This window comes from Niallia sp. FSL R7-0271, assembly GCF_038005785.1.
GTDB lineage: Bacteria > Bacillota > Bacilli > Bacillales > Cytobacillaceae > Niallia.
In genome coordinates this window covers 1,467,509-1,490,514 of record NZ_JBBOTZ010000001.1, presented here as the reverse complement: position 1 = coordinate 1,490,514, position 23,006 = coordinate 1,467,509, and the positions used below count along the sequence as shown (strand labels likewise).

Sequence of the window (23,006 nt, the reverse complement as noted above, 5' to 3'; positions counted from 1 at the left end):
TTTGCCATGCAAACCACTTATTCCTGTAAAAACTTCTTAAATCTAATTATTGTACAGTATCAGGAACAGTGTACTCACCGTTTTTAATTTTGTCTGTCCATTCTTTAACAGCAGCTTCGATGTCTGCTTTGTTTTCTGCTTCTTCGTTGATTTCAGCTAGACCAACACCGTCTTCAGCAAGTCCGTATACAGAAGTTTCTCCGCCTGGGAAGTTTCCTTCTTGAGCTTTAGTTGAGATATCTTGAACTGCAGCAGACACACCTTTAAGTGCAGAAGTCAATACGATATTGTGGTCGCCGACAACACCTTCAGATGCTTGGTCAGAGTCAACACCGATTGCCCAGATTGCTCTTGATGGATCTTTTTCCTTTAGCTCACGAGCTTCTGTGAAAAGACCAGCACCAGTTCCGCCTGAAGCGTGGAAAATTACGTCAACATCAGAAGAGTACATTTTGCTTGCAATTGTTTTTCCAACTTCCGGCTTGTCAAATGCACCAGCATATTGGGAATCAATTGTAGCGTCAGGGTTAGCTTCTTTTACACCAGCTTCAAAGCCAGCTTCAAAGCGAGTGATAACTTCACTTTCTACTCCGCCGATGAATCCGATTTTATTTGTTTTTGTTGCTTTACCAGCAGCTACTCCAGCAAGGAAGCCTGCTTCTTGTTCCTTAAATGTAATGCTTGCTACGTTTGGTTCGTCAACTACAGCATCAACAATTGCAAAATGAGCATCTGTTTGCTGTTTAGCAATTTCATCAATTGCCCCTTCCATCATGAAACCAATACCATACACTAAGTCATATTTTTGGCGTACTAAGCTGTTCAAGTTTGTTGAATAATCAGAGTCTGATTGAGATTGTAAATAGTCGATACCATTTCCTTTGTCAAGTCCATTTGCTTTACCGAAAGCTTGCAGGCCTTCCCATGCTGACTGGTTGAATGATTTATCATCAACACCGCCGACATCTGTTACCATTGCAACGCTGAAAGAATCACTCTTTTCTTCTCCAGAAGATCCTTCGTTATCATCGTTTTTACCACAAGCCCCTAAAACAGTCCCAGCAGCAAGTACTAAGGACAGCGCTAAACCAAATTTACGCTTTTTCAAGGTTTGTACCCCCTAATTTTTTTTGTTTTTTGTTTTCATAGTGAGAAATGCTTTAACAATAGTTTCTCCGATTGTCACGAATAAATTCGTTTTCTTAGCACTTGAAAGCTAAACTTATCGGCTCTAAAGTAATTGACTGAATAAAGCACCGGCTCATCCTTTTCATCATAATGCATCTGCTTTAAGACTAGCAGTGCAGTTTCAGGCTCGCATTGTAAGATCGGAGAGATTTTTTCATGATAGCCGATCGGCTCGATTTGCGCGACAGCATATGTAATTTTCTTTTGGGCATCCGCTTCCAAAAACTGAAAAATTGAATCGTTTTCATACGAAAATCTTTCAGGCAGAATATTTTGCAGAAGCTTGTCTAAACAATAAACAACAGGCTCTCCGTTAGCAGTTCGAACACGTTCGATCACTACTATCTCTTCGTCTTGCGTGCAGGAAAAACGCCTTGCATCCTCTTCAGTTGAACATTGAGTTGTTGAACTTAGAAAAATTGTTCCTGGATTCATTCCAGCTTGCCGAATCATGTGGGTCACACTGTGGAGCTGTTCAATGCCTGAATTGAAAAGCGGCTTGCTGTTGACAAATGTCCCAACGCCATGACGCCTTATGATGACATTTTCCTCTTCCAGTGTGCGCAGCGCCTCTCTTAGTGTAGCTCTGCTTACGCCCAAAGTTTTTGCAAGCTCAAATTCAGAAGGGAATTTTTCTTTTTCTTTGTAAATCCCATTCTCAATATCACGTTTCAGTCTGTCCACAACCTGCAAATATAAATGCCTTGTATCTGACTTAATTAGCATGCGACCTTCCTCCAAAAACTTTCTAAGACATCAGACATCTGATGTTCAATCATTCCTACTAATCGAAAATACTATAACACTTTTTGACTAATAAATAAATAGTGAATTGTGAAATAAGTCGAAAAAAAAAGAGAAAAGAAACAATTGTCCGGAAATGACTTCCAATTCTATTGCTTCTTTCTCTTAATATTCGTCTTTACAAGATATTTTTTCCTTTAGTCTAGTAAAACATTTGTATTATAAAGCTTAAAACCGAACTTTAATAGTATAACCTATTTCGGCGTACGAAAGATAATCCGTTTTATAAATTGATCTCTTCTGATGCTTTTGGCACAAGAACTGTCCGCGGTTTGCTGCCCTCATACGGACCGACGATGCCCCTTGCCTCCATTTCGTCAATGAGGCGGGCAGCTCTTGTATATCCGATTCTAAACCGTCTTTGCAGCATACTTACGGACGCAGTCTGCATTTCAATAATCAAGTCGACAGCTTCTCCATACAAATCGTCCTCTACAGCTCCTTGATTTGTTTCAGCAATCTCATCAGGAATCATCTCCTCCTGATACTGGGCCTTTTGCTGGCCGATAACAAAGTCCACTACTTCTTCCACTTCCTCATCCGACAAGAAAGCACCTTGAACACGAACTGGTTTGCTCGCTCCATATGGGAAAAACAGCATATCACCGCGGCCAAGAAGCTTCTCCGCTCCGCCCATGTCAAGGATTGTCCGAGAATCTGTTTGAGAAGATACAGCAAAGGCAATCCGTGAAGGGATATTCGCCTTGATGACACCTGTGATTACATCAACAGAAGGGCGCTGTGTTGCGATGATTAAATGAATTCCAGCTGCACGCGCCATCTGCGCCAGTCTTGTTATCGAATCTTCCACATCATTAGACGCGACCATCATTAAGTCTGCAAGCTCATCTACGATCACGACAATATACGGCAAAAGAGGCTGCTTTTCCTGCTCCTCTGCATTATACCTTTTGACATAGTCATTATAGCCTTCAATATTACGAGTTCCTGTATGGGAAAACAAATCATATCTTCTTTCCATTTCGCTTACGACCTTCTGAAGAGCCTGAGATGCTTTTTTCGCATTCGTAACAACAGGTGCAAGGAGATGGGGAATACCATTATACACATTCAACTCGACCATCTTCGGGTCAATCATCATCATCTTAACCTCATGCGGTTTTGCCCGCATGAGAATGCTTGTGATAATCCCATTGATGCAGACACTCTTACCGCTCCCGGTTGCTCCGGCAACAAGCAGATGGGGCATCTTATTCAGTTCAGCACAAACAGCATTCCCTGTAATATCTCGCCCGAATGCGATCATTAACTTACTTTCCGGCTTATCATTTTTATTCGTTTCGAGCACTTCCCGTAATGACACCATCGCTACTTCCGAATTAGGCACTTCAATCCCAATTGCCGATTTGCCTGGGATTGGCGCTTCAATGCGGATGTCCTTTGCCGCAAGAGCCAATGCCAAGTCATCACTTAAATTGACAATCTTGCTTACCTTAACTCCCTCGCTCGGATGCACTTCATACTTTGTGACAGCAGGGCCGAGATGGACCTCAGTTACCTTTGCCTTAACACCAAAACTATGGAATGTTCTCTCCAGCTTTGCTGCATTTGCATGAATTTGTTCATATTCTCCGCTTTGGTCTGCCTTTTTCGGGGCCATTAATAGTTTGATAGGCGGAAGCTCATAATCTTTATTCTCCACCTCTGTGAAGGTAATCGGAGCAATAATCTCCTCTGTTTCAATTGGTTCACTAGCGTTGCCAGCTTCTTCCTGGACTTGTCTGTCATCATAAGCATTCTCTGTAAAAGAAGAAATGATAGGTTCAGCATATGCAGGCTCTTCAGACTGCTGGATAGGTGGATTAACAATTAAAGGCTGAACTTCCTCCTCAGCTTCTTGTCTACGCTCCACTCTTTGTCTCCTTGCTGTCCGGTCTGACTGCCTGTCCGCTTTTTTCGCTTCCCTTTTTGCAATGCGCGCTTCTTTCCACTCACGAATATCATCTAGAAACTCCAGCCATTGCCGCTTTATAAAGCTCCAAATAGACAGCATCATCTTGCGGAAAGCACCGCTGAGCGTCTTGCCTGTCAACAGAATTATACCTGTAATAATGGCTAAGAAGCTGACAATTTGCGTGCCTGCCGTATCAAATAAATAATGAAACATCGCAAACAGGACTGCCCCAATCATACCGCCTCCCAAGCCAATCTTTGAGGCATTGCCGTCCGCTTCATACCAAAACAGCTCCCAAGTATTAAAAATGACGCTTGGATTGGTAAATCTACCTTCTCCTGACAGCATATTAAACAAGGATACATGGGTTAAAAGCAGGATTGCTCCAACAATTAAATAGAGGCCATTCAGTTTAGTATGAAATAAATATGGCTTCTCTCTTTTCCACATCAAATAGCCGCCATATACAATCAGCCCAAGGAGGCTTAAAATATACCATTCACCCGTAAAGAAACGAAAGAACAGCACAATCGTCTTTCCTACAACTCCTAGCTGCAAGATAGAGATAAAGCTTAACGTAATTAAAAGAAGAGCAGCAAGTTCATACTGAATTGTTTTTTTCAGATGCTGTTTCTTTTTCGTTTTTCTTGTTTTTCTTTTTGCCATGTTTATCACCTAATGTTTCTATGTTTTCTTAAGTATCTTTATGTATGAAATAAGCAGCCTTAGTTCGGCTGCTTAATGTTTGGTTATTCAATTCTATTATATCATAAGATGGAAAAATACAGTCATAATAATGGAATCTTTGCCCCTGGCTGAACAGGAGCATGCAAATAATGGCTTGGATCTGTCGAAAGCACACGCACTACCTCATATTCATGCATCTCATTTTTGGCAACGAGGAGCGGAATACCGTTAAAATCAATTACTTGCTGTTTTTCATACGTTTCTTGACCGATAGGAAACATTAACTCCTCCGGCATCATCGTATACATAATCATTGTACGATACCTTCGTTCTTATCTTTATTCAGTTCAATGAGCTCATTTAGCTTTGTCATCGCTTCGCCCACTCCGCCGACACTGTCAATCAGTCCAGACGTCACTGCATCACTGCCAATTACATTTGTTCCAATATCCCTTGTCAGGTTACCTTTTGCAAACATTAAGTCTTTAAAGCCATCTTCTTCAATTTTGCTGTGCTTTGTCACGAATTTCACTACTCGCTCCTGCATCTTATCCAAATACTCAAAGGTTTGCGGAACTCCAATAACAAGACCTGTCAAACGAATTGGATGTATCGTCATTGTTGCTGTTTCTGCTATGAATGAATAATCACAAGATACAGCAATCGGCACACCAATTGAATGTCCTCCCCCTAGCACAAGGGAAACAGTTGGCTTAGAAAGGCTAGCAAGCATTTCAGAAATTGCCAAACCTGCCTCTACATCACCGCCGACTGTATTCAAAATGACAAGTACTCCTTCAATCTTTGGGTTTTGCTCAATGGCGACAATTTGCGGAATAAGATGCTCATATTTAGTTGTTTTATTTTGTGGCGGAAGCTGAAGATGTCCTTCAATCTGCCCAACAATTGTTAAACAATGTATTTTAGAATCCTGCGATAGTTGCGGTACATTCGTTTGACCAAGCTGCTGTATTTTTTCCATTAAAGAAGATGCTGGTTTGTCTTCTTTTGGCTGAGTCTCTTCTGTATTATTTGCTTCATTTCGGTTAGCCATAATTTTCTCCCTTCCTTTCACATGATGTTTTTATTATGAAGCTAGAAGGAGAATTTCATGCGAACCAAAATAAAAATTCCGCAAAGCCTCGTCATTTGGCTGAACATTAATGTGCTTGTCCTTTTAATATCTTTCTATTCGACATCGTAATCAAGCCAGGTGCCGTTTAAGACTGTAAGGATAGGAGCATAAAGAAAGGACCTTGCTCATAGCAAGATCCTACTCCCGTTTATCCTTGTTCGTTTTCACTATCTTGTTTGTGTTTTACCCCTTTGCTTTTATAGGGTTTTGCACTTTTGGCTTTTTTAGCACTAGCCTGCCAGCGGTTCCAGCCTTTTTTACCGGTCCCTCTGCCTATACCACTCTTGCCTTTTGCTTTGCTCATTTTGTCACCTCATAATGTTAAACGCCATATCTACCCACTAATCTTTCCTTTGAAGGAAGCGTACATGCAAAAAAGTTTCCTTGATTGCACAAGGAAACTTTTTTATCCTTACTTTCTTGGCGTTTTAACTTCCATAATAATCGGCAGAATCATCGGTCTGCGCTTTGTTTTTTCGTACAAGAACTGATTTAATGTATCTCTAATATCTTGTTTAATGCCTGTCCAATCAAAGCTGTCTTTGCTAATGCTTTTTTCGACAATGTCTTTAACCCGATTTGCAGCTTCTTCAAGCAGCTGTTCGGACTCTCTAACGTAGACAAATCCTCTAGTAATAATTTCAGGTCCGGCAGAGATTTTTCGCTCTTGCTTATTCAATGTTACGACAACTGTCAAAATTCCGTCCTGTGATAAAAGTTTACGGTCTCTTAAAACAATATTGCCGACATCGCCAATACCGCTTCCGTCAATAAGTACATTGCCTGATTGAACCTTGCCGCTTAAACGAAGCTTGCCGTCTTTAATTTCAATCATTTCACCTAGTTCAGGGATATGGATATTTTGCGGTTGCAATCCGGTTTTTTCCGCTAGCTGAGCATGTGCTTTCAACACGCGGTATTCCCCGTGAATCGGCAGGAAGAATTTCGGCTTTAGAATATTGATCATAAGCTTAAGCTCTTCTTGGCTACCATGATTCGAACTATTGAATGTTTTGTTTCCTGTAAGGACACTTGCACCAAGTCGGTAAAGCATGTCGATTGTTTTTCCAACAAACACTTCACTGCCAAGGAGTGAAGATGCTGCAAATAGAATTGTATCTCCATCGCCAATATTTACTTGCTTATGGTTTTTCCTTGCCATTCTTTGCAGCGCTTCAACAGGTTCACCTTTGTTTCCTGTTGTTAAAATAATCGTTTGATTTTTCTCAAATCCTTGGATTTCCTGGAATGATACTAGAATATCTTCGGCAATATCGATATAACCGTGCTTCATCGCAATATTTAAGATAACTTGAAGGTTTTTCCCCATTATCGCAATCTTGCGCTTTGCCTTCGCAGCTGCATCAAAGATATGTTGAATTCTGTTCAAATCTGTTGCGAACACAGTTGCAATTATTCGGCCTTTTGTACGAAGAAAAGCAGCTGTCAATTCCTCTGTTACGACTGCATCTGACGTTGAGTAGCCCGGCTTGTCTGCATCCGTACTGTCAGAAAGCAAGCAAAGAACGCCTTTCTCCCCAATTTTCGCCATCTCTGCAAATTCCGGCTTATAAAGATCGCCTGCAGTTTGGTCAAATTTAAAGTCGCCAGTATGTACAATCGCACCTTCAGAAGTGTGAATGACAATAGCAATACTGTCAGGAATACTGTGGTTCACTTTAAAAAAGGATACAGACGCAGAAGGGAATTTCAGAACAGTTTTTGATGTGACAATTTCAAAACGAACTTGCCCTTTAAAGTCCTGTTCCTTCATTTTCTCTTTTGCCAGTTCAGCAGTAAGCCTTGTCGTATAAACAGGTACGTTCAGCTCTCTTAAAAAGAAGGATAGACCCCCAATATGGTCCTCATGTCCGTGCGTCAAAAAGATACCTTTTACTTTTTCTTCGTTCTGCTTTAAATAAGAGATATCTGGAACAACAATATCAATTCCAAGCATCTCGTTTTGTGGATACATTAAGCCAGCGTCAATTACAAATATGTCTTCATCGACTTCGACTGCCAACATATTTTTTCCGTTCTCCCCTACTCCTCCGAGGGCGACCAGCTTTATCTTTTCATTTGTTTTCAATTTTTGTTTCCTCCTATGTTGAGTTAGCCGACCATTGATCAGTTAACAATATTATACTTTATCTATTTAAATGTTTACAACCAATTTCAAAGAAAACGCCTGCAAGATGGAGGGAGAAATACGGCGTTACCTTAGAGTAAAAAACGCTTTTGCAAGAAAAATCCTTATGCAAAAGCATGTTTTTTATTTTGTTTTCTTAAATTTAAATGCCGCATGTATGATTAAGTAAACTAGTACAAGCAAACATGCCATAATGCTTATTCGGTTGTCTTTATTTAATACAAAGCTGATGCTGATTAATGTTAGTGCTGCAGCTGCAAGTCCTGTGATATATGGATATCCCCATAGACGAAAACTCGGCATTGTCGGATAGCTTTTGCGCAGTTTGATTTGAGCAAGGCAAATACTTACCCAAACGATTGATACGACAAAGCCTGGGAATGCCATTAGAATCGTAAAGACTTCATCTTGTGCGACTAATGCAATCATTGATCCGAGAATCAATACTATCCCTGTCAGTATTAAACTGTATGTCGGCACACCGCTTTTTGATAATTTACTGAAAGCCTTAGGCGCCTCTCCTTCCTCTGCAAGAGAGTGAAGCATTCTAGTACAGCCGTAAATGCCCGAGTTTGCTGCGGATAACACCGCGATAATTAAAATAAAGTTCATCACATGTGCAGCTCCTTGAAGACCTGACATGGAAAGCACCTGTACAAACGGGCTTGAAGATTCTGTCAATTCATTCCAAGGAATCAATCCGCATATAACAAGAATTGGCAATGTATAGAAAAGCACAATGCGGAAAATAAAACTTTTAATAACTTTCGGCAGAATCTTTTCTGCATCTTGCGCCTCTGTTACGGTAACACCGATAAGCTCAGAGCCACCATATGAAAACATAACTACTAATAGTGCTGCAAAAATGGATGACCACCCATTCGGGAAAAAGCCTCCATGCTCTGTATAATTGCGGAAATAATCTGCTCCATCTGAAGGAATGATGCCAAATAAGATACCGGCACCTAATATAATAAAGACGATAATCATTGCGATTTTAATGCCAGCAAACCAAAACTCAAACTCTCCATAATGCTTTACGTTCATCAAATTGATGCTCAAAATAAATATGGTACAAAGAATGCTTAATACCCATAATGGAATGTTTGGAAACCAATATTGCAAAAAGCTTCCTGCTACAACCACTTCAATAATACAAACGGCAAGCCACAGAACACAGTAAAGCCAGCCAACAATAAAAGACATTCTGCTTCCAAAAGCCTTTAAAATGAAGCCCTTCATATTTGTGTTTGGGTATGCAATCGCCATTTCAGCAATGGCTCCCATCACGACTAATAATAATAAACCGGCAAAGATATAAGTAACAACTACTCCTGGACCAGCGACACCTACTGTTTCTCCGCTTCCTTTAAAGATGCCTGTCCCAATTGCCCCTCCCATCGCCATAAGGCTGATATGTCTCGGCTGCAATTTTTTCTGCAGCGTATTCTTTGTCTCCAATTTCAAATCCTCCTAAACAATGAATAACCAATAATAACAAAATGAAACAAAAAATCCAAATCTCCCGAAGTTCTACTGCAAGCACAGCAGGGCTTAACGGGAAATCTGGATTTGTTTTTTCCACATGTCTATAAGCCTTGACTAAAATTGTTTTACGTCTATATGGATAGACTAGCTATGTAATTCCTATTTTGCTTCGTTTACTTAACTGATCTATCCACTAATAACTGCATTAGAAAAAGCTTGCTAGTTTTGTTCTCTCTTCTTCTGTCAGCGGCACTAGAGGCAATCTGACAGATCCAACATCAATTCCCTTTAATTGCAGGGCTGTTTTAACTGGCACTGGGTTCGGTGCAGCAAATAGTGCAGTCATGACAGGCAGCAATTTTTGATGCATTTGCGCTGCTTTTTTGTAGTTTCCTTCAAGGAAAGCACCAACCATTTCCTGCATTTCTGGACCGATTACATGTGAGGCAACAGAGATAACTCCTGTTCCGCCAACGGAAAGCAATGGCAATGTTAAGCTGTCATCTCCGCTGTACACATAAAAATCATCCGGGGTGCCTGCGATAATTTTTGTGATGTTGTTTAAGTTTCCACTTGCTTCCTTAACTGCAACAATATTTTCAACAGCTGATAATCGAATAATTGTTTCGGGTTCGATATTTACAGCAGAACGACCTGGAATATTATAAATCATGACTGGAAGGGTTGTGCTATCTGCGACTGCCTTCACATGCTGATACATGCCTTCTTGGTTTGGCTTGTTATAGTATGGGCCTACAACCATTACGGCATCCACCCCAGCCCGTTCTGCTTCTTTTGTCATCTCGATGGAGTCATAAGTGTTATTACTACCAGTCCCTGCGATGATTGGAACTCTCTTTTCCACTACCTTTACCACATGTTTGAATAATGCTATCTTTTCCTGTTTTGATAATGTTGGAGATTCGCCTGTCGTTCCTGCAACAACTAAGGAATCTGTTCCATTTGCTATCAAATGGTTAACAATCTGTGTTGTTTTTGGAAAATCAATATGTCCCTTTGCATCAAATGGTGTAATCATGGCCGTTGACACTCTACCAAATAAACCCATCGTTCCACTCCTATTCTCATTTTCAATCTTGTTGTGATTAATGCTGTTCCTTATCTAAATCAAACGAATCATGCAATACATTTACAGCACGTACTAAATCTTCCTGTTTAACGAGGACCCAAATGGTTGTATGGCTATCCGCTGATTGCAAAATACGAATTCCCTCACCTGAAAGTGCAGTGACTATTTTTGAAGTGACACCAGGTACACCTGCCATGCCGGCACCAACTACAGATACCTTTGCACATTCACTCTCTACAATCGGGTCATAGCCCATTTCCTGAAGAACAGCTGTCGCCTTTTTAGCCATTTCATCGGTTACAGTGTAAACAACACTGTTCAATGAAATATTAATAAAGTCAACACTGATTTCTTCATTGGCCATCGCTTTAAAGACTTGTGATTGCAGATCATATTGGTCTTTTTTGGCGAGAACTTTAATTTGAGTAACGTTTGCTACATGAGCAATCCCCGTTACTGGTCTTTCCTGGATATCACTGCCTTTATTGTCATCACTGCTAGATGTCACAAGCGTACCAGTTCCCTTTGAATGTGTGGAACGAATGCGGATTGGAACTTTCGCCTGCATTGCAATTTCCACAGCTCTAGGGTGAATTACCTTAGCACCTTGATACGCCATATTGCACACCTCTGTATATGTGACAACAGAAAGAGGTCTTGCATTTTCTGCAATGCGCGGATCTGCAGTCATGATGCCTTCCACATCTGTGAAAATATCGATTACTTCAGCGTTTAAAGCTGCGCCTAATGCTGCTGCAGAAGTATCACTGCCTCCTCTGCCTAAAGTAGTCGTATCTCCGTTTGTAGCAGCACCTTGGAATCCGGCTACTACAACGACATCATGTGTTTCAAGCTCCTTTAATACGCGAGTGCAATCCATTTCCAATATTCTTGCGTTCGTAAAATCATCGTTTGTGATGAAGCCTGCTTGTGCGCCTGTAAGTGCAGCTGCTTTTATGTCATTTTCCAGTAAAAGCTGTGTGAACACAACGCTGGAAATGATTTCTCCACATGATAGCAGCAAGTCATTTTCTCTTTTGCTTAAATGACTGTCAGAACCTCCAATTAGAGACAGAAGAGTATCTGTTGCATACGGCTCTCCTTTTCTTCCCATTGCAGATACAACAACTACTACCTTTTTACCGCTTGCTAAAGCGTCTTGAATATGCTCTTTTGCTTGATTTCGGCTGTTTTCATCTCTTACAGATGTTCCTCCGAATTTCTGTACTACTATGTTTGTCATTGCTATACACCTCTGGACACTTTTAAAAAGTGTTTCTTAATAAAAAGGGGATCACTATGAAGAATCCGCATCTTCATTTGCTAGAAAGCTGCAGTTCCTCAAACATGTCCCCTTATTGCTATTATATGAAACAGTTTGCCGCAAATTTATGATAAGGGCAACGCTGCTTAGAATATAATAAAGAGATGTGCTGTGTTAAAAAGTGTATTCTTGTTTATTTCACTAGTCCCAGTTTTACAAGACTTTCAGCGATTTGAACAGAATTCCACGCAGCACCTTTTAGCAGGTTATCGGAAACAACCCACATATGAAACCCGTTTTCTGTATCAAGGTCTTTGCGGATACGACCTACAAATACATCATTCGATCCGACACAATCAGCCGGCATTGGATATACTTGATTTTGGATGTCGTCCTGCAAAATTACACCTGGAGCGTCTTTCAGCAAGCTTTGGATATCGGATGCTGTTACGTCTGTTGCATCCAGTTCAAAATAAACGGATTCAGAATGGCCTGTAGCAACAGGGATTCTCACACAAGTAGCCGCTACTTTAAGATCCTCGTCATGCATAATTTTTTTCGTTTCGTTGATCATTTTCATTTCTTCATACGTAAATCCGTTGTCCGTAAATACGTCAATTTGCGGAATAGCGTTGAAGGCTATTTGATAATGCTTCTTATCGCTTTTTACTGGAAGAATTTTCGGTTCAAAGCTCTCTTCATTGATGATTGCTTTCGTCTGGCTGTTAAGCTCATCCACCGCTGCTGCACCTGATCCTGAAACAGCTTGGTATGTGGAGACAAGCACTTTCTTCAAACCGTATTTTTCTTTTAACGGCTGAAGAGCTACAACCATTTGAATAGTAGAACAGTTTGGATTTGCGATAATGCCGTTATGCTTATGCAAATCTTCTTCATTCACTTCTGGAACGACCAACGGTACGTTTTCATCCATGCGGAATGCACTTGTATTATCGACTACAATCGCACCATGCTCTACAGCATGTGGTGCAAGATCCTTTGATACGCCTCCGCCTGCTGAGAACAAGGCAATGTCAATTCCTTGGAAGCTTTCAGGTGTCGCTTCCTCCACTGTGATTTCCTTGCCTTTATAAGTAACCTTTGTCCCTGCAGAACGCTTAGAAGACAAAAGAGTTAATTTTGAAATGGGAAAATCTCTTGTTTCCAATGTTTTAATCATTTGTTGTCCTACTGCTCCAGTTGCTCCAACCACTGCTACATTAAATCCTTTTTTTTGCTCCATAAAGGCTCCCCTTCTTTCAGGTGTTTTCTCTGTATATTATACAATTAATGACGGCGACAAGCTCGCCGCCAAATGAATATTCTCTATTTTAACATATTCGTGCTATATGAACAGAACCTTTTTACTTGAAATATGACAAAAAGTTAAAAAACAGTATAAATTATTCTATTATTTTCATTTATCTAAATATTTTTCGACGATAACAGGCTGTATTTGTTTTCCTTCTATTGCAGCGTTAATTGTCTCAGCCAGCATGCTCATTCTTGCAACCATGGAATTTGGCTTTTTGTCTGGATCGTCCTGGCCGAAAGGAATGAAATAAATATGTTTTGTTGCCATCAAGCGCATTAGGTTAACTCCATTTAAGCCTAAAGCATCATTCGTCGATATACCTAAAACGACTGGCTTTTGGTTTCTTAGCGTAGCTTTTGCTGCCATAAGTACTGCATTGTCTGTCATAGCATTAGCGAATTTACTCATGCTATTCCCAGTAAGCGGAGCTATTACCATGCAATCAAGGGGAATTTTAGGTCCTAGAGGCTCCGCTTTGACAATACTGTCAATAATTTCATTCCCTGTTACTTCCTCCAGTTTACCGATCCATTCCAATCCTTTGCCAAATCTTGTGTCTGTATGCTGAACATTGCCTGTAACAACAGGAACGACATCAGCTCCAAGACTTACAAGCCTTTCTACTTGCGGCATAACTTCTGCATATGTGCAGTGGGAAGCAGAAATTCCAAATCCGATTCTTTTTCCTTGTAAGCTCATTTATGATTGCTCCTTTCGACTTTGCCATTCTTCTTGCAGCAGCTGTGATAGAACCTCTGCTAGTATATTCCCAGCAGTCTTAGGCGCAACAATTCCAGGCAAGCTAGGTGCAAGCAGCGCCTTAACCCCTCTTTTTTCTGCATATTGGAAATCTGTACCACCTGGTTTTGAGGCAAGATCAATGATTAATGTATGCAGTGGCATTTTTTCAATGACAGAGGATGTAACAACAAGGTGGGGAATGGTGTTAATGCACATATCTATATCACAAACCGCTTTTTCTAATTCTGATAACGGGACGGGCGTCAAGCCCATTTCTAAGATTCTGGCCAGGTGCTCGCTCTCACTTGCTGCAACCTTCACCTTGCCTCCTAATGCATGAAACGTCCTTGCTACACTCATTCCAACACGGCCTAAACCAAGTATTAGGATATTCGAACCATGAATGGTTGTATCCGTATGCTGAATAGCCATCATAATCGTGCCTTCTACCGTTGGAATGCTGTTCAGTATTGCCACATCATCTCTGTTAAACAGCTGTACGAGCGAACGATTTGTACTTGAGATAATGCCATTTAAATAGTCATTGGTGATTCCCGAATAAATAGTACAATGGGACGGTGTTTTCTCTAGCAATTCTTCTGTTAAAAAAACCTTTTCATTTGAAAAGATTGTATCCACCTGTCCGTTTAGATCGGTTCCTTTAACAGGCAGAATGATCGCATCAATCATTGAAAAATCCACATTATCGATCTTTTCTTTTGTGGCTCCAGCAAAAGCATGATCCAGCTGTTCAAAGCCAACTAAAGAAAGCTGTGCATGCTGCTCTGTCAGCTTGCGGACAATTTCGAGCTGCCTTGCATCGCCGCCGATAATGGCGATTTTCATCCCTGTCAGCATGTATATTTCACCTTCTTTTTTAAAGATCCTAACACTAATCAATTACTACTCCAACATCTTATGTCACGATCTTGTTTTAGGTGAGTTACTTTATAGATTTTCCTCTAAAATCATCGCATGCAGTATTTTCCAAAAACAAAAAAAGCCCGGCGCCATTTATCCCTGTTATGTTAACTTGGGATAATGGGCCGGACTTTTACAAATTAGTCGTGTCATCCTTATTCGGAATATCGATAATAATCATATCAGTGCCGATTTTTTTTATATGGGACCAAGGCACTCTCAGTTCATCCCCTGTCTTCCGGAAGCCAAACCATTTAAGGGAGGGAATCAACAAAGTTTTGATTTGCCCGTCCTTTTCATTTATTTCTAAATCTGTTTGACCGAGCATGCCAAGCCGGACGGCATTTTTCACATCTACAAGCTCTTTTCCGCTTAATTCGCTTAGTCTCATTTCTCCGCCTCCTAATGATTAATGCTTTTCTATTATCATATCAACAGAGGTAGAGAATTAGACTAGCTAAAAGTATTTTTTATGTAACCCCTTCTATATTATAGAAGGCTTTTCGGCATATTGCCGTCAGGACTGATAAGCGATACAGAAAAGGAATCAGTAAAAATCTGATGTGCCATCTTGTTCACATCTGCATTGGATACCTTGTCTATTTTCGCAATAATCTCATCTAAAGTATGGTGTTTTCCAAGCAATAATTCATTTTTACCGTTGCGGCTCATTCGGCTGTTTGTGCTTTCTAAGCTCAGCATCAAGCTGCCTTTTAACTGCTCCTTGCTGTTTGAAAGCTCTTTTTCAGTAATGCCATCTCGTTTTAGGTTAGCAAGAGTCGTCTGAATCGTTTCATACAGCTCATCCAGCTGTTTTGCACCAGTTCCGCCGTAGATTGTCACAATTCCGCTGTCTTGGAAGGAGGAATGATAAGAAAAGACTGAATATGCTAAGCCTTTTTGCTCCCTTACATCCTGGAACAATCTGCTGCTCATGCTGCCGCCAAGAATATTATTTAAAGAAATCAAGCTGTACATATCCTCATGGCCAACTTGCAATCCTTCATATCCTAGGCAAAGATGTGCCTGCTCTGTTTCCTTTTTACGAGAAATTCTGTTCGTATGGAACGATGGCTTACTAATTTCTCTTTCACTTTTACCTGCTTCAAACGCTCCAAAGTATTTTTCCACTTCAGCGATAAAGTCATCTGTGATATTTCCTGCAATGGAGATAACCGTATTTTCAGGTGTGTAATGTTCAAACATATACTCTCTCAATGTATCGCCATTGAAAGTGCTTAATGTTTCCTCTGTCCCTAAAATCGGATAACCAAGCGGATGCTTCTCATACACTGCCTGGCTCAATAAGTCATGAACAATATCGTCAGGTGTGTCTTCGTACATTTTTATTTCTTCGTAGACGACATTTTTCTCTTTCTTCAGCTCTCCCTCTTCAAAAGTGGAATGGAAGAACATATCAGCAAGCACCTCAAGTGCAAAATCTGCATGTGTATCCAGTACTTTTGCATAATAGCAAGTGTACTCTTTTGAAGTGAATGCATTAACCTGACCGCCGATGCTATCAAATGACTCAGCTATCTCTCTAGCATTTCTTGTTTTTGTTCCTTTAAAAAACATGTGCTCTAAAAAATGAGACACGCCATTATTTTTTTCGTCTTCTTTTCTAGACCCAGTGCCAATCCAAACACCGATAGCTACAGAACGCACGGTAGGGATATTTTCCAGCACTATTCTAACTCCGTTTTGGCAAGTGTATCTTTTTATCAAGTAAGTTCCTCCTGTTCTCGTTTGCCAATGTAACTGCTCGCGACTGCTAGTATATCTTATTCTTCGTATTTTTGCCAAAAAGTTGTTTCATTATGAAAATAATTGTTCTAAAACTTGCAAACAATTACTTATCAGGCATAGAACGGTCCTCGCTGAGCATTTCTGTGACAGTATTAATTTCCAAATTTTTAGCTTGGATTTGGCTGATGAGTTCATCTAAACTGTTTGCCGTAGATTCGGTTGGATGCATTAAAATCATTGCTCCATTATGGACTTTACCCATTACACGCTGCAGCAACACTTCCGGACTCGGCTTTTGCCAATCAATTGTGTCAACTGACCACATTAAGGTGCCTAAGTTTTGCTCTTTAGCAATTTTCACAACTGATTCATTATAATAACCGCTCGGAGGCGCAAGCCATGTTACTGTTTTTCCTGTTGTTGCTTCAATTACATCATTTGTTTTTGTTATTTCTTCTCTGATTTTCGCTTCACTAATTTTGCTCATATCAGGATGTGTGTAAGAATGATTGCCTACCTCGTGGCCAGCCTCTGCGATCATTTTTGCCAATTCTGGATTTTTTTGAACCCATCTGCCCTCAAGAAAAAAACTTGCCTTAACATGATGCTTTTTTAAAGTTGCTAAAATATCAGGCAGATATTCATTGCCCCAAGCAACATTAATGATAAAGCTGATCATTTTTTTCTCAGGATTGCCTTTATAAATGGCTGCTGCCGGAAGATCTTCGAGATGCACCTTCGGCTTTAGTTGTTTATATACGAGTTTTTGTTTATCAAAAACGCCGGCTTTTTTCATTTTCTTGTAGGATGCCTGTACGTCGACCTCTAACCCATTAATACCTGGAATCGCCTTCCACACAGGATCAATCTTCGCATCAACTGCTTCGACTCTGTACTTGTCTGCATTACTTTCAATTGTTTCATACAGTGGACTAGTACTAGTGCTTTTGGACACAGTCACACTCTCTCTGTTATCAACTAAAGTTGCTACATATGTATTGGACAATGGATTGTTGGCAACAAACCATGCTGCTAACAATAGACCAGCCATCGGAATTATTCTTTTCATTCTAAATCCCCTCCTACTAAATCTTTATGTAGAAGGAGGACAAGGTAGAACGTAATGAAAAGCGTAAATATCTAAAGCTTGGCAGTCTTTTTACCATCTATATAAAAAAAGGCAGACCCTTAAAAATTCACTGCCTAACAGCAATAGCTGCGTTAAATACAGAAATCATTAGAGTCAAACCTCATTTTTAAAAATTATTTTGTTGCATCTTCTGCTTGTTCTTTTTGTTCCTTCAGTACAGCTTTGCGGGAAAGATTTACTCTGCCCTGTTTATCAATTTCTGTTACTTTAACAAGAATTTCGTCACCGATCGCAACAACATCTTCGACCTTACCGATTCTTTCTTCTGCAAGTTCAGAAATATGAACTAGTCCGTCTTTACCGTTGAAGATTTCTACAAATGCTCCGAATTTTTCAATTCGTTTTACTTTACCAAGATACATTTGACCGACAACAACTTCACGGACAATATCTTCGATAATCGCTTTCGCCTTTTTGTTCATTTCATCATCCACTGAAGAGATAAACACTGTTCCATCTTGTTCAATGTCAATTTTTACGCCAGTTTCTTCAATGATTTTATTGATTTGTTTACCGCTTGGCCCAATAACATCACGGATTTTATCTGGATTAATTGTCATCATTAAGATTTTTGGTGCATATGTGGACAGTTCTTCTCTAGGTGTTTGGATTGTTGCAAGCATTGATTCAAGGATTTGCATACGGCCGATTTTTGCCTGTTGCAAAGCCTCTTCAAGAATTTGTCTTGAAAGTCCTTCAATCTTGATATCCATCTGCAATGCTGTAACACCTTTTGCTGTACCTGCTACTTTAAAGTCCATATCTCCAAGATGGTCTTCCATGCCTTGAATATCTGTTAAGATACTGTAATGTTCGCCTGATGCAATAAGACCCATTGCAATACCTGCAACCGGAGCTTTAATCGGAACACCAGCATCCATCATTGCAAGCGTGCTTGCACAGATACTTGCTTGGGATGTAGAACCATTAGATTCCAACACTTCTGATACTAGACGGATTGTATAAGGGAAATCCTTCTCAGACGGAATAATTGGTTCCAATGCTCTTTCACCAAGTGCTCCATGTCCGATTTCACGACGTCCAGGTCCGCGCATTGGGCCTGTTTCACCAACGCTGAAGTTAGGGAAGTTATAATGATGCATAAAGCGTTTTTCTTCTTCGACACCAAGGCCGTCCAAGATTTGCACATCACCTAATGCTCCTAAAGTACAAATGCTGAGCGCTTGAGTTTGTCCGCGAGTAAACAAGCCTGATCCATGTGTACGTGGAAGAAGGTCAACTTCTGATGACAGTGGGCGAATCTCTTCAAGTCCACGTCCATCAGGTCTTACTTTATCTTCTGTGATGAGACGACGAACTTCATTTTTAACAAGTTTATCAAGAATTTGCTTTACTTGTTTCAGCTTGTCTTCATCTGCTTCTTCTGTTTCATATTTCGCAACAACAGAATTTTTCACTTCTCTAATAGCTGCTTCACGAGCATGCTTTTCTTGAACTCTGATCGCATCAAGCATTTCTTTTTCGCATAGTCCGCGAACTTCTGCTTCAATATCCTTGTCCAACTCATAAAGAACTACATCTACTTTTTCTTTACCGATTTCAGATACGATCTTTTCTTGGAATTCAATTAGCTTTTTAATTTCGTTATGTCCAAACATGATTGCTTCAAGCATCACTTCTTCAGGTACTTCTAAAGCGCCTGCTTCAACCATGTTAATGGCATCCTTAGTTCCTGCAACAGCAAGCGTAATATCGCTTTTTTCTGCTTGTTCCACTGTTGGATTGATGATGAATTCGCCGTCAATTCTGCCGACATATACGCCTGCAATCGGTCCTCCGAACGGTATATCAGATACAGATAATGCCAAGGAAGATCCGAACATTGCCGCCATCTCCGACGTGCAATCTTGATCTACACTCATTACAAGGCTGACAACCTGTACTTCGTTACGGAAACCATCAGCAAATAGCGGACGGATTGGTCTATCGATTAAACGGCTCGCCAAGATTGCTCTTTCACTTGGTCTGCCTTCTCTTTTAATAAAACCGCCTGGGATTTTACCAACAGCATACAGACGCTCTTCATAGTTAACTGTTAAAGGAAAGAAGTCTAAATTCTTTGGTTCTTTTGATGCAGTTGCTGTACTTAGAACTGCTGTATCCCCGTAACGCACCAATGCTGCGCCGTTTGCTTGTTTTGCCAATTGGCCGATTTCGACTGAGAGCTTCCTGCCTGCCCAGTCCATTGAATAGACATGTTTATCTTGTCCCATTCTAAAAACCCCTCTCTACTCATTTCACTTGTTAGAGGTTTTGGTTATTTTAGTGCTACCTAAACCTACATGGATATTTTTTATCATTACCAAAATACTTATTACATATTATTTCAGTTAAATTCGTTTATGTCAAAAGTCAGTGTCCACCAACAATTATGTAATCTATTCATTAGTTATCAAGTATATATGTCAATAGTTATAGTTGTCTTCTTGCACAATAAAAAAGCGGGAACAAGTATCCCGCTTTTTAATACTATCTACGTAGACCAAGTTTGTTGATTAAAACACGGTAACGTTGAACGTCTTTATTACGTAGGTAAGTTAGTAGATTACGACGTCTACCTACCATTTTCAAAAGACCACGACGTGAGTGATGATCTTTTTTGTGTGTACGTAAATGATCATTCAGGTTGTTAATAGACTCAGTAAGGACAGCGATTTGAACTTCTGGAGATCCAGTATCGTTCTCATGCGTTTTGTACTCATTGATAAGTTCGTTTTTACGTTCTTGAGTGATTGCCATCCTGTTTCACCTCCTATATCCTATTACACTAATCCCCATTTACTGAGCAAAACGTTGGTGATTCGATTTTGCCAAGCAAAGGTTGTTTTTAGTACGTTTATAAGAATAACCTTTTTTCATAAAAAAAGCAAGAAAATCATCTATTAATTTTTTAGGATTGGGATACCTGTCACTATCATTGCCAATCCTAGTTATTTTTAAACATTATAGATTAGCAAAGTAAGCAATTGCTGTCTGCTTATCTCTTTCAATTTGCTCAACAAGCTCTTGAATGCCGTTAAATTTCTTCTCGCTTCTTATCCGCATATGCCATTCAATGGTAATAATCTGATCATAAATATCTTGATTAAACTCGAAAATATGCGCTTCAACGGATTGAACAGTCTTGCCAGGATGGAATGTCGGCTTCGTTCCCACATTACAGACGCCATTATACCATTTCTCGCCAACATTCACTTTCACAGCATATACGCCTTGTGGAGGAATGATTTCCTCGTCCCCAGTCTTGACGTTCGCTGTTGGGAAACCAATCGTTCTGCCCCGCTTGTCGCCGTGAATGACTTTACCGTGGTTTGTGTAGAAACGGCCAAGGAGCTTTGGAACCTTTTCCATATCTCCAGCATTTATATAGGATCTGATTAAGGTTGAGCTAACCTTCTCCCCTTCAAAGGTCTCCTTGCTGATTATTGTTGTCCCAAACCGCTCACGGCCATGAAGAGCCAATGTTTCGGAAGTGCCTGCTGCTTTCATTCCATACGTATAATCAAACCCGCAAACAACATGCTTAACATTAAGATCCACCAAATATTGATCAACAAAGCTTTGCGGATGCAATCCGGCAAACTCTTTTGTGAAATGGACGATAAATAAGTAATCAACACCAAGCTTCTCCATCTCAGCAATTTTCGTTTCCAGTGACGTAATCAGACCGATTTGTTTCTTTTCTTTTGACAACACTAGAGACGGATGGGGATCAAAGGTCATAACTCCAGTCTTCAATCCCAATTCGCCGGCAATTTTTTTAGCTTCCCCGATGACCTTCTGATGGCCAAGATGGACTCCGTCAAAGTAGCCCAAAGCCATAACCAGTGAAGGAATTTCCATAGATTGCATATTTTCTATATTATCTATTCTCACTACTCTCAAACTTGACTCACCTTTTTCTAGCACCTGAAATTTATTTTTCTTATGCCTGTCCTTATACCGACAACGCTACAGTCTATTTACAAAACCTTTAAAATTTTTGAAGGCTTTATCATTCCTTGTTTGGAAGGATGATGCACATAAATCGCTATAGCTTCACCACTTTCCGTAAACACAGCAATTGGCCCTTCCGTTAGGAGGAGCTCGGGCGGCGCTTCAAGCACTGCACCGTTGCGGACTCTCATAGCTAATGTATCATTTATTTCATATTTCGGCAAATAACTGAGCGCATCCTCAATCGGTCTCAAGCTTTGCTCTAAAAGCCCTTTACTTTGCGCTTCTTCAATCTGCTCAAAGGTAAGACAATCGGACAAAGTCATTGTGGCCGAACGGGTTCTTGATAGATCCGACATATGAGCAGGGTAACCGAGCTTCTCTCCAATCATAACTGCTAATGTTCGAATATATGTCCCTTTGCTGCAATCCACTTTAAAGCGGAAGGAAACTTGCTCACCGGACAGTGACTCCCACTCATCAAGCAGTTCTATCTTGTAGATTGTCACTTCCCGTGTTGGCCGCTCTACTTCTATTCCCTGCCTTGCATACTCGTAGAGCCTTTTCCCATTGACTTTCACAGCTGAAAACATCGGTGGAGTTTGTTTAATTACACCTGTCAATGAACGGAGTACTTCCTCCACTTGTTCCCTTGTAATGGAACCTGTTACGACTTTTTCCTCGACCTTGTCGCCTGAGCTGTCTTCTGTTGTTGTGGAGTATCCGATGGTTACTTCCCCTTCATACGATTTACCTGCATCTGTTATGTATTCAGCAACCTTAGTCGCCCTTCCTAAGCAAATCGGTAGAACACCTGTAACATCAGGATCCAATGTCCCTGTATGACCGATTTTTTTCATGCGCAATATTTTGCGAAGCTTAAACACACAGTCGTGTGATGTCATGCCCTTCGGCTTCCATAATGGCAAAATGCCCTCCATATTTTCCAACCCTTTCTAATTAAACAAAATGACTCCTATTGTCTATTGTTTCAAAAACAAAGAGGAATACCCTCTTTGCTTTTAAGACAGATGAAAATAGGAGTCATACTTGCTGCTAAAATTATTTAACAGCTTTCTTATTTATCTGATTCTGATTCCGATTCTCTTGCTATTTGATGAAGCAATGTATCGATTCTGTTTCCGTAATCAATAGACTCATCAAATTCAAAAGTAATCTCTGGCGTTTTGCGCAAGCGAATTCTTTGTCCAATTTCAGAACGTATAAATCCTTTTGCTTTTGCCAGCCCTTTTAGGGTATTTTCGCGTTGTTCTTGATCTCCCAATACGGAAATGTATACAGTTGCCTGCTGCAGGTCACCTGTTACTTGAACATCTGTAACTGTAACGAAGCCAATACGAGGATCTTTAATCTTTCTCGTAATGATCTCGCCAAGCTCTTTTTTCATTTGTTCGCCAACACGGTTGGGTCTAAGGCTCATAACATTCTCACC

Annotated in this window: 21 protein-coding genes; all 21 read right to left on the bottom strand. The window is 40.3% G+C overall.

The features are described from left to right. Positions 1–46: 46 nt before the first annotated feature. The gene (locus MKX82_RS07505) at positions 47–1,108 is read right to left on the bottom strand and encodes a BMP family lipoprotein (RefSeq protein WP_233314342.1); all 1,062 of its coding nucleotides are present in this window, start codon (positions 1,106–1,108) and stop codon (positions 47–49) included. Positions 1,109–1,182: 74 nt separating this feature from the next. Next, the gene (locus tag MKX82_RS07500; RefSeq protein WP_341076113.1) at positions 1,183–1,914 is read right to left on the bottom strand and encodes a GntR family transcriptional regulator; all 732 of its coding nucleotides are present in this window, start codon (positions 1,912–1,914) and stop codon (positions 1,183–1,185) included. A gap of 301 nt (positions 1,915–2,215) precedes the next feature. Continuing rightward, complete coding sequence (locus tag MKX82_RS07495) at positions 2,216–4,573, bottom strand: DNA translocase FtsK (protein ID WP_233314344.1); 2,358 nt, start codon at positions 4,571–4,573, stop codon at positions 2,216–2,218. Positions 4,574–4,695: 122 nt separating this feature from the next. Further along, positions 4,696–4,908 (bottom strand): YlzJ-like family protein, encoded by a 213-nt coding sequence (locus MKX82_RS07490; protein ID WP_233314345.1) that lies wholly within the window; start codon positions 4,906–4,908, stop codon positions 4,696–4,698. Further along, positions 4,905–5,648 carry a ClpP family protease gene (locus MKX82_RS07485; protein ID WP_233314346.1) on the bottom strand — a complete coding sequence of 248 codons (744 nt, stop codon included), beginning with the start codon at positions 5,646–5,648 and terminating at the stop codon, positions 4,905–4,907. Before MKX82_RS07485 ends, MKX82_RS07490 begins: the two co-directional genes overlap by 4 nt. A 229-nt stretch (positions 5,649–5,877) precedes the next feature. Continuing rightward, on the bottom strand, positions 5,878–6,033 hold the full coding sequence (locus MKX82_RS07480) for a DUF3934 domain-containing protein (protein ID WP_233314347.1): 156 nt from the start codon (positions 6,031–6,033) through the stop codon (positions 5,878–5,880). A 108-nt stretch (positions 6,034–6,141) separates the two neighbouring features. Next, positions 6,142–7,818 (bottom strand): ribonuclease J, encoded by a 1,677-nt coding sequence (locus MKX82_RS07475; protein WP_233314348.1) that lies wholly within the window; start codon positions 7,816–7,818, stop codon positions 6,142–6,144. 183 nt (positions 7,819–8,001) lie between these two features. Continuing rightward, entirely contained in the window at positions 8,002–9,285 is a 1,284-nt protein-coding gene (locus MKX82_RS07470) for an amino acid permease (protein WP_233314779.1), read from the bottom strand. 286 nt (positions 9,286–9,571) lie between these two features. Continuing rightward, the gene (dapA, locus tag MKX82_RS07465) at positions 9,572–10,435 is read right to left on the bottom strand and encodes a 4-hydroxy-tetrahydrodipicolinate synthase (RefSeq protein WP_233314349.1); all 864 of its coding nucleotides are present in this window, start codon (positions 10,433–10,435) and stop codon (positions 9,572–9,574) included. Positions 10,436–10,472: 37 nt separating this feature from the next. Next, complete coding sequence (dapG, locus tag MKX82_RS07460; protein ID WP_237941196.1) at positions 10,473–11,699, bottom strand: aspartate kinase; 1,227 nt, start codon at positions 11,697–11,699, stop codon at positions 10,473–10,475. A 214-nt stretch (positions 11,700–11,913) separates the two neighbouring features. Beyond that, the gene (asd, locus tag MKX82_RS07455) at positions 11,914–12,963 is read right to left on the bottom strand and encodes an aspartate-semialdehyde dehydrogenase (RefSeq protein ID WP_233314351.1); all 1,050 of its coding nucleotides are present in this window, start codon (positions 12,961–12,963) and stop codon (positions 11,914–11,916) included. Between the two features lie 174 nt (positions 12,964–13,137). After that, positions 13,138–13,734: a dipicolinate synthase subunit B gene (locus tag MKX82_RS07450; protein WP_341076099.1), complete on the bottom strand. Its 597-nt coding sequence runs from the start codon at positions 13,732–13,734 to the stop codon at positions 13,138–13,140. After that, the gene (dpaA, locus tag MKX82_RS07445) at positions 13,735–14,634 is read right to left on the bottom strand and encodes a dipicolinic acid synthetase subunit A (RefSeq protein WP_237942271.1); all 900 of its coding nucleotides are present in this window, start codon (positions 14,632–14,634) and stop codon (positions 13,735–13,737) included. It lies immediately after the preceding gene. Between the two features lie 196 nt (positions 14,635–14,830). Beyond that, on the bottom strand, positions 14,831–15,088 hold the full coding sequence (locus MKX82_RS07440; RefSeq protein WP_233314353.1) for a YlmC/YmxH family sporulation protein: 258 nt from the start codon (positions 15,086–15,088) through the stop codon (positions 14,831–14,833). Between the two features lie 98 nt (positions 15,089–15,186). Next, positions 15,187–16,425 carry a M16 family metallopeptidase gene (locus MKX82_RS07435; RefSeq protein WP_233314354.1) on the bottom strand — a complete coding sequence of 413 codons (1,239 nt, stop codon included), beginning with the start codon at positions 16,423–16,425 and terminating at the stop codon, positions 15,187–15,189. 124 nt (positions 16,426–16,549) lie between these two features. Further along, positions 16,550–17,515 carry a polysaccharide deacetylase family protein gene (locus tag MKX82_RS07430; RefSeq protein WP_341076094.1) on the bottom strand — a complete coding sequence of 322 codons (966 nt, stop codon included), beginning with the start codon at positions 17,513–17,515 and terminating at the stop codon, positions 16,550–16,552. A 194-nt stretch (positions 17,516–17,709) separates the two neighbouring features. Next, positions 17,710–19,830, bottom strand: coding sequence for a polyribonucleotide nucleotidyltransferase (pnp, locus tag MKX82_RS07425; protein ID WP_233314356.1), 2,121 nt, complete (start codon positions 19,828–19,830; stop codon positions 17,710–17,712). Positions 19,831–20,086: 256 nt separating this feature from the next. Then, the gene (rpsO, locus tag MKX82_RS07420; RefSeq protein WP_101175791.1) at positions 20,087–20,356 is read right to left on the bottom strand and encodes a 30S ribosomal protein S15; all 270 of its coding nucleotides are present in this window, start codon (positions 20,354–20,356) and stop codon (positions 20,087–20,089) included. A 204-nt stretch (positions 20,357–20,560) separates the two neighbouring features. Beyond that, a complete protein-coding gene (ribF, locus tag MKX82_RS07415) occupies positions 20,561–21,502 on the bottom strand; it encodes a bifunctional riboflavin kinase/FAD synthetase (RefSeq protein ID WP_341076082.1) in 942 nt (313 codons plus the stop codon). A gap of 77 nt (positions 21,503–21,579) precedes the next feature. After that, positions 21,580–22,494, bottom strand: a complete 915-nt coding sequence (gene truB / locus MKX82_RS07410; protein WP_341076080.1) for a tRNA pseudouridine(55) synthase TruB — start codon at positions 22,492–22,494, stop codon at positions 21,580–21,582. A 137-nt stretch (positions 22,495–22,631) separates the two neighbouring features. After that, the gene (rbfA, locus tag MKX82_RS07405; protein ID WP_233314359.1) at positions 22,632–22,994 is read right to left on the bottom strand and encodes a 30S ribosome-binding factor RbfA; all 363 of its coding nucleotides are present in this window, start codon (positions 22,992–22,994) and stop codon (positions 22,632–22,634) included. Positions 22,995–23,006: the final 12 nt, after the last annotated feature.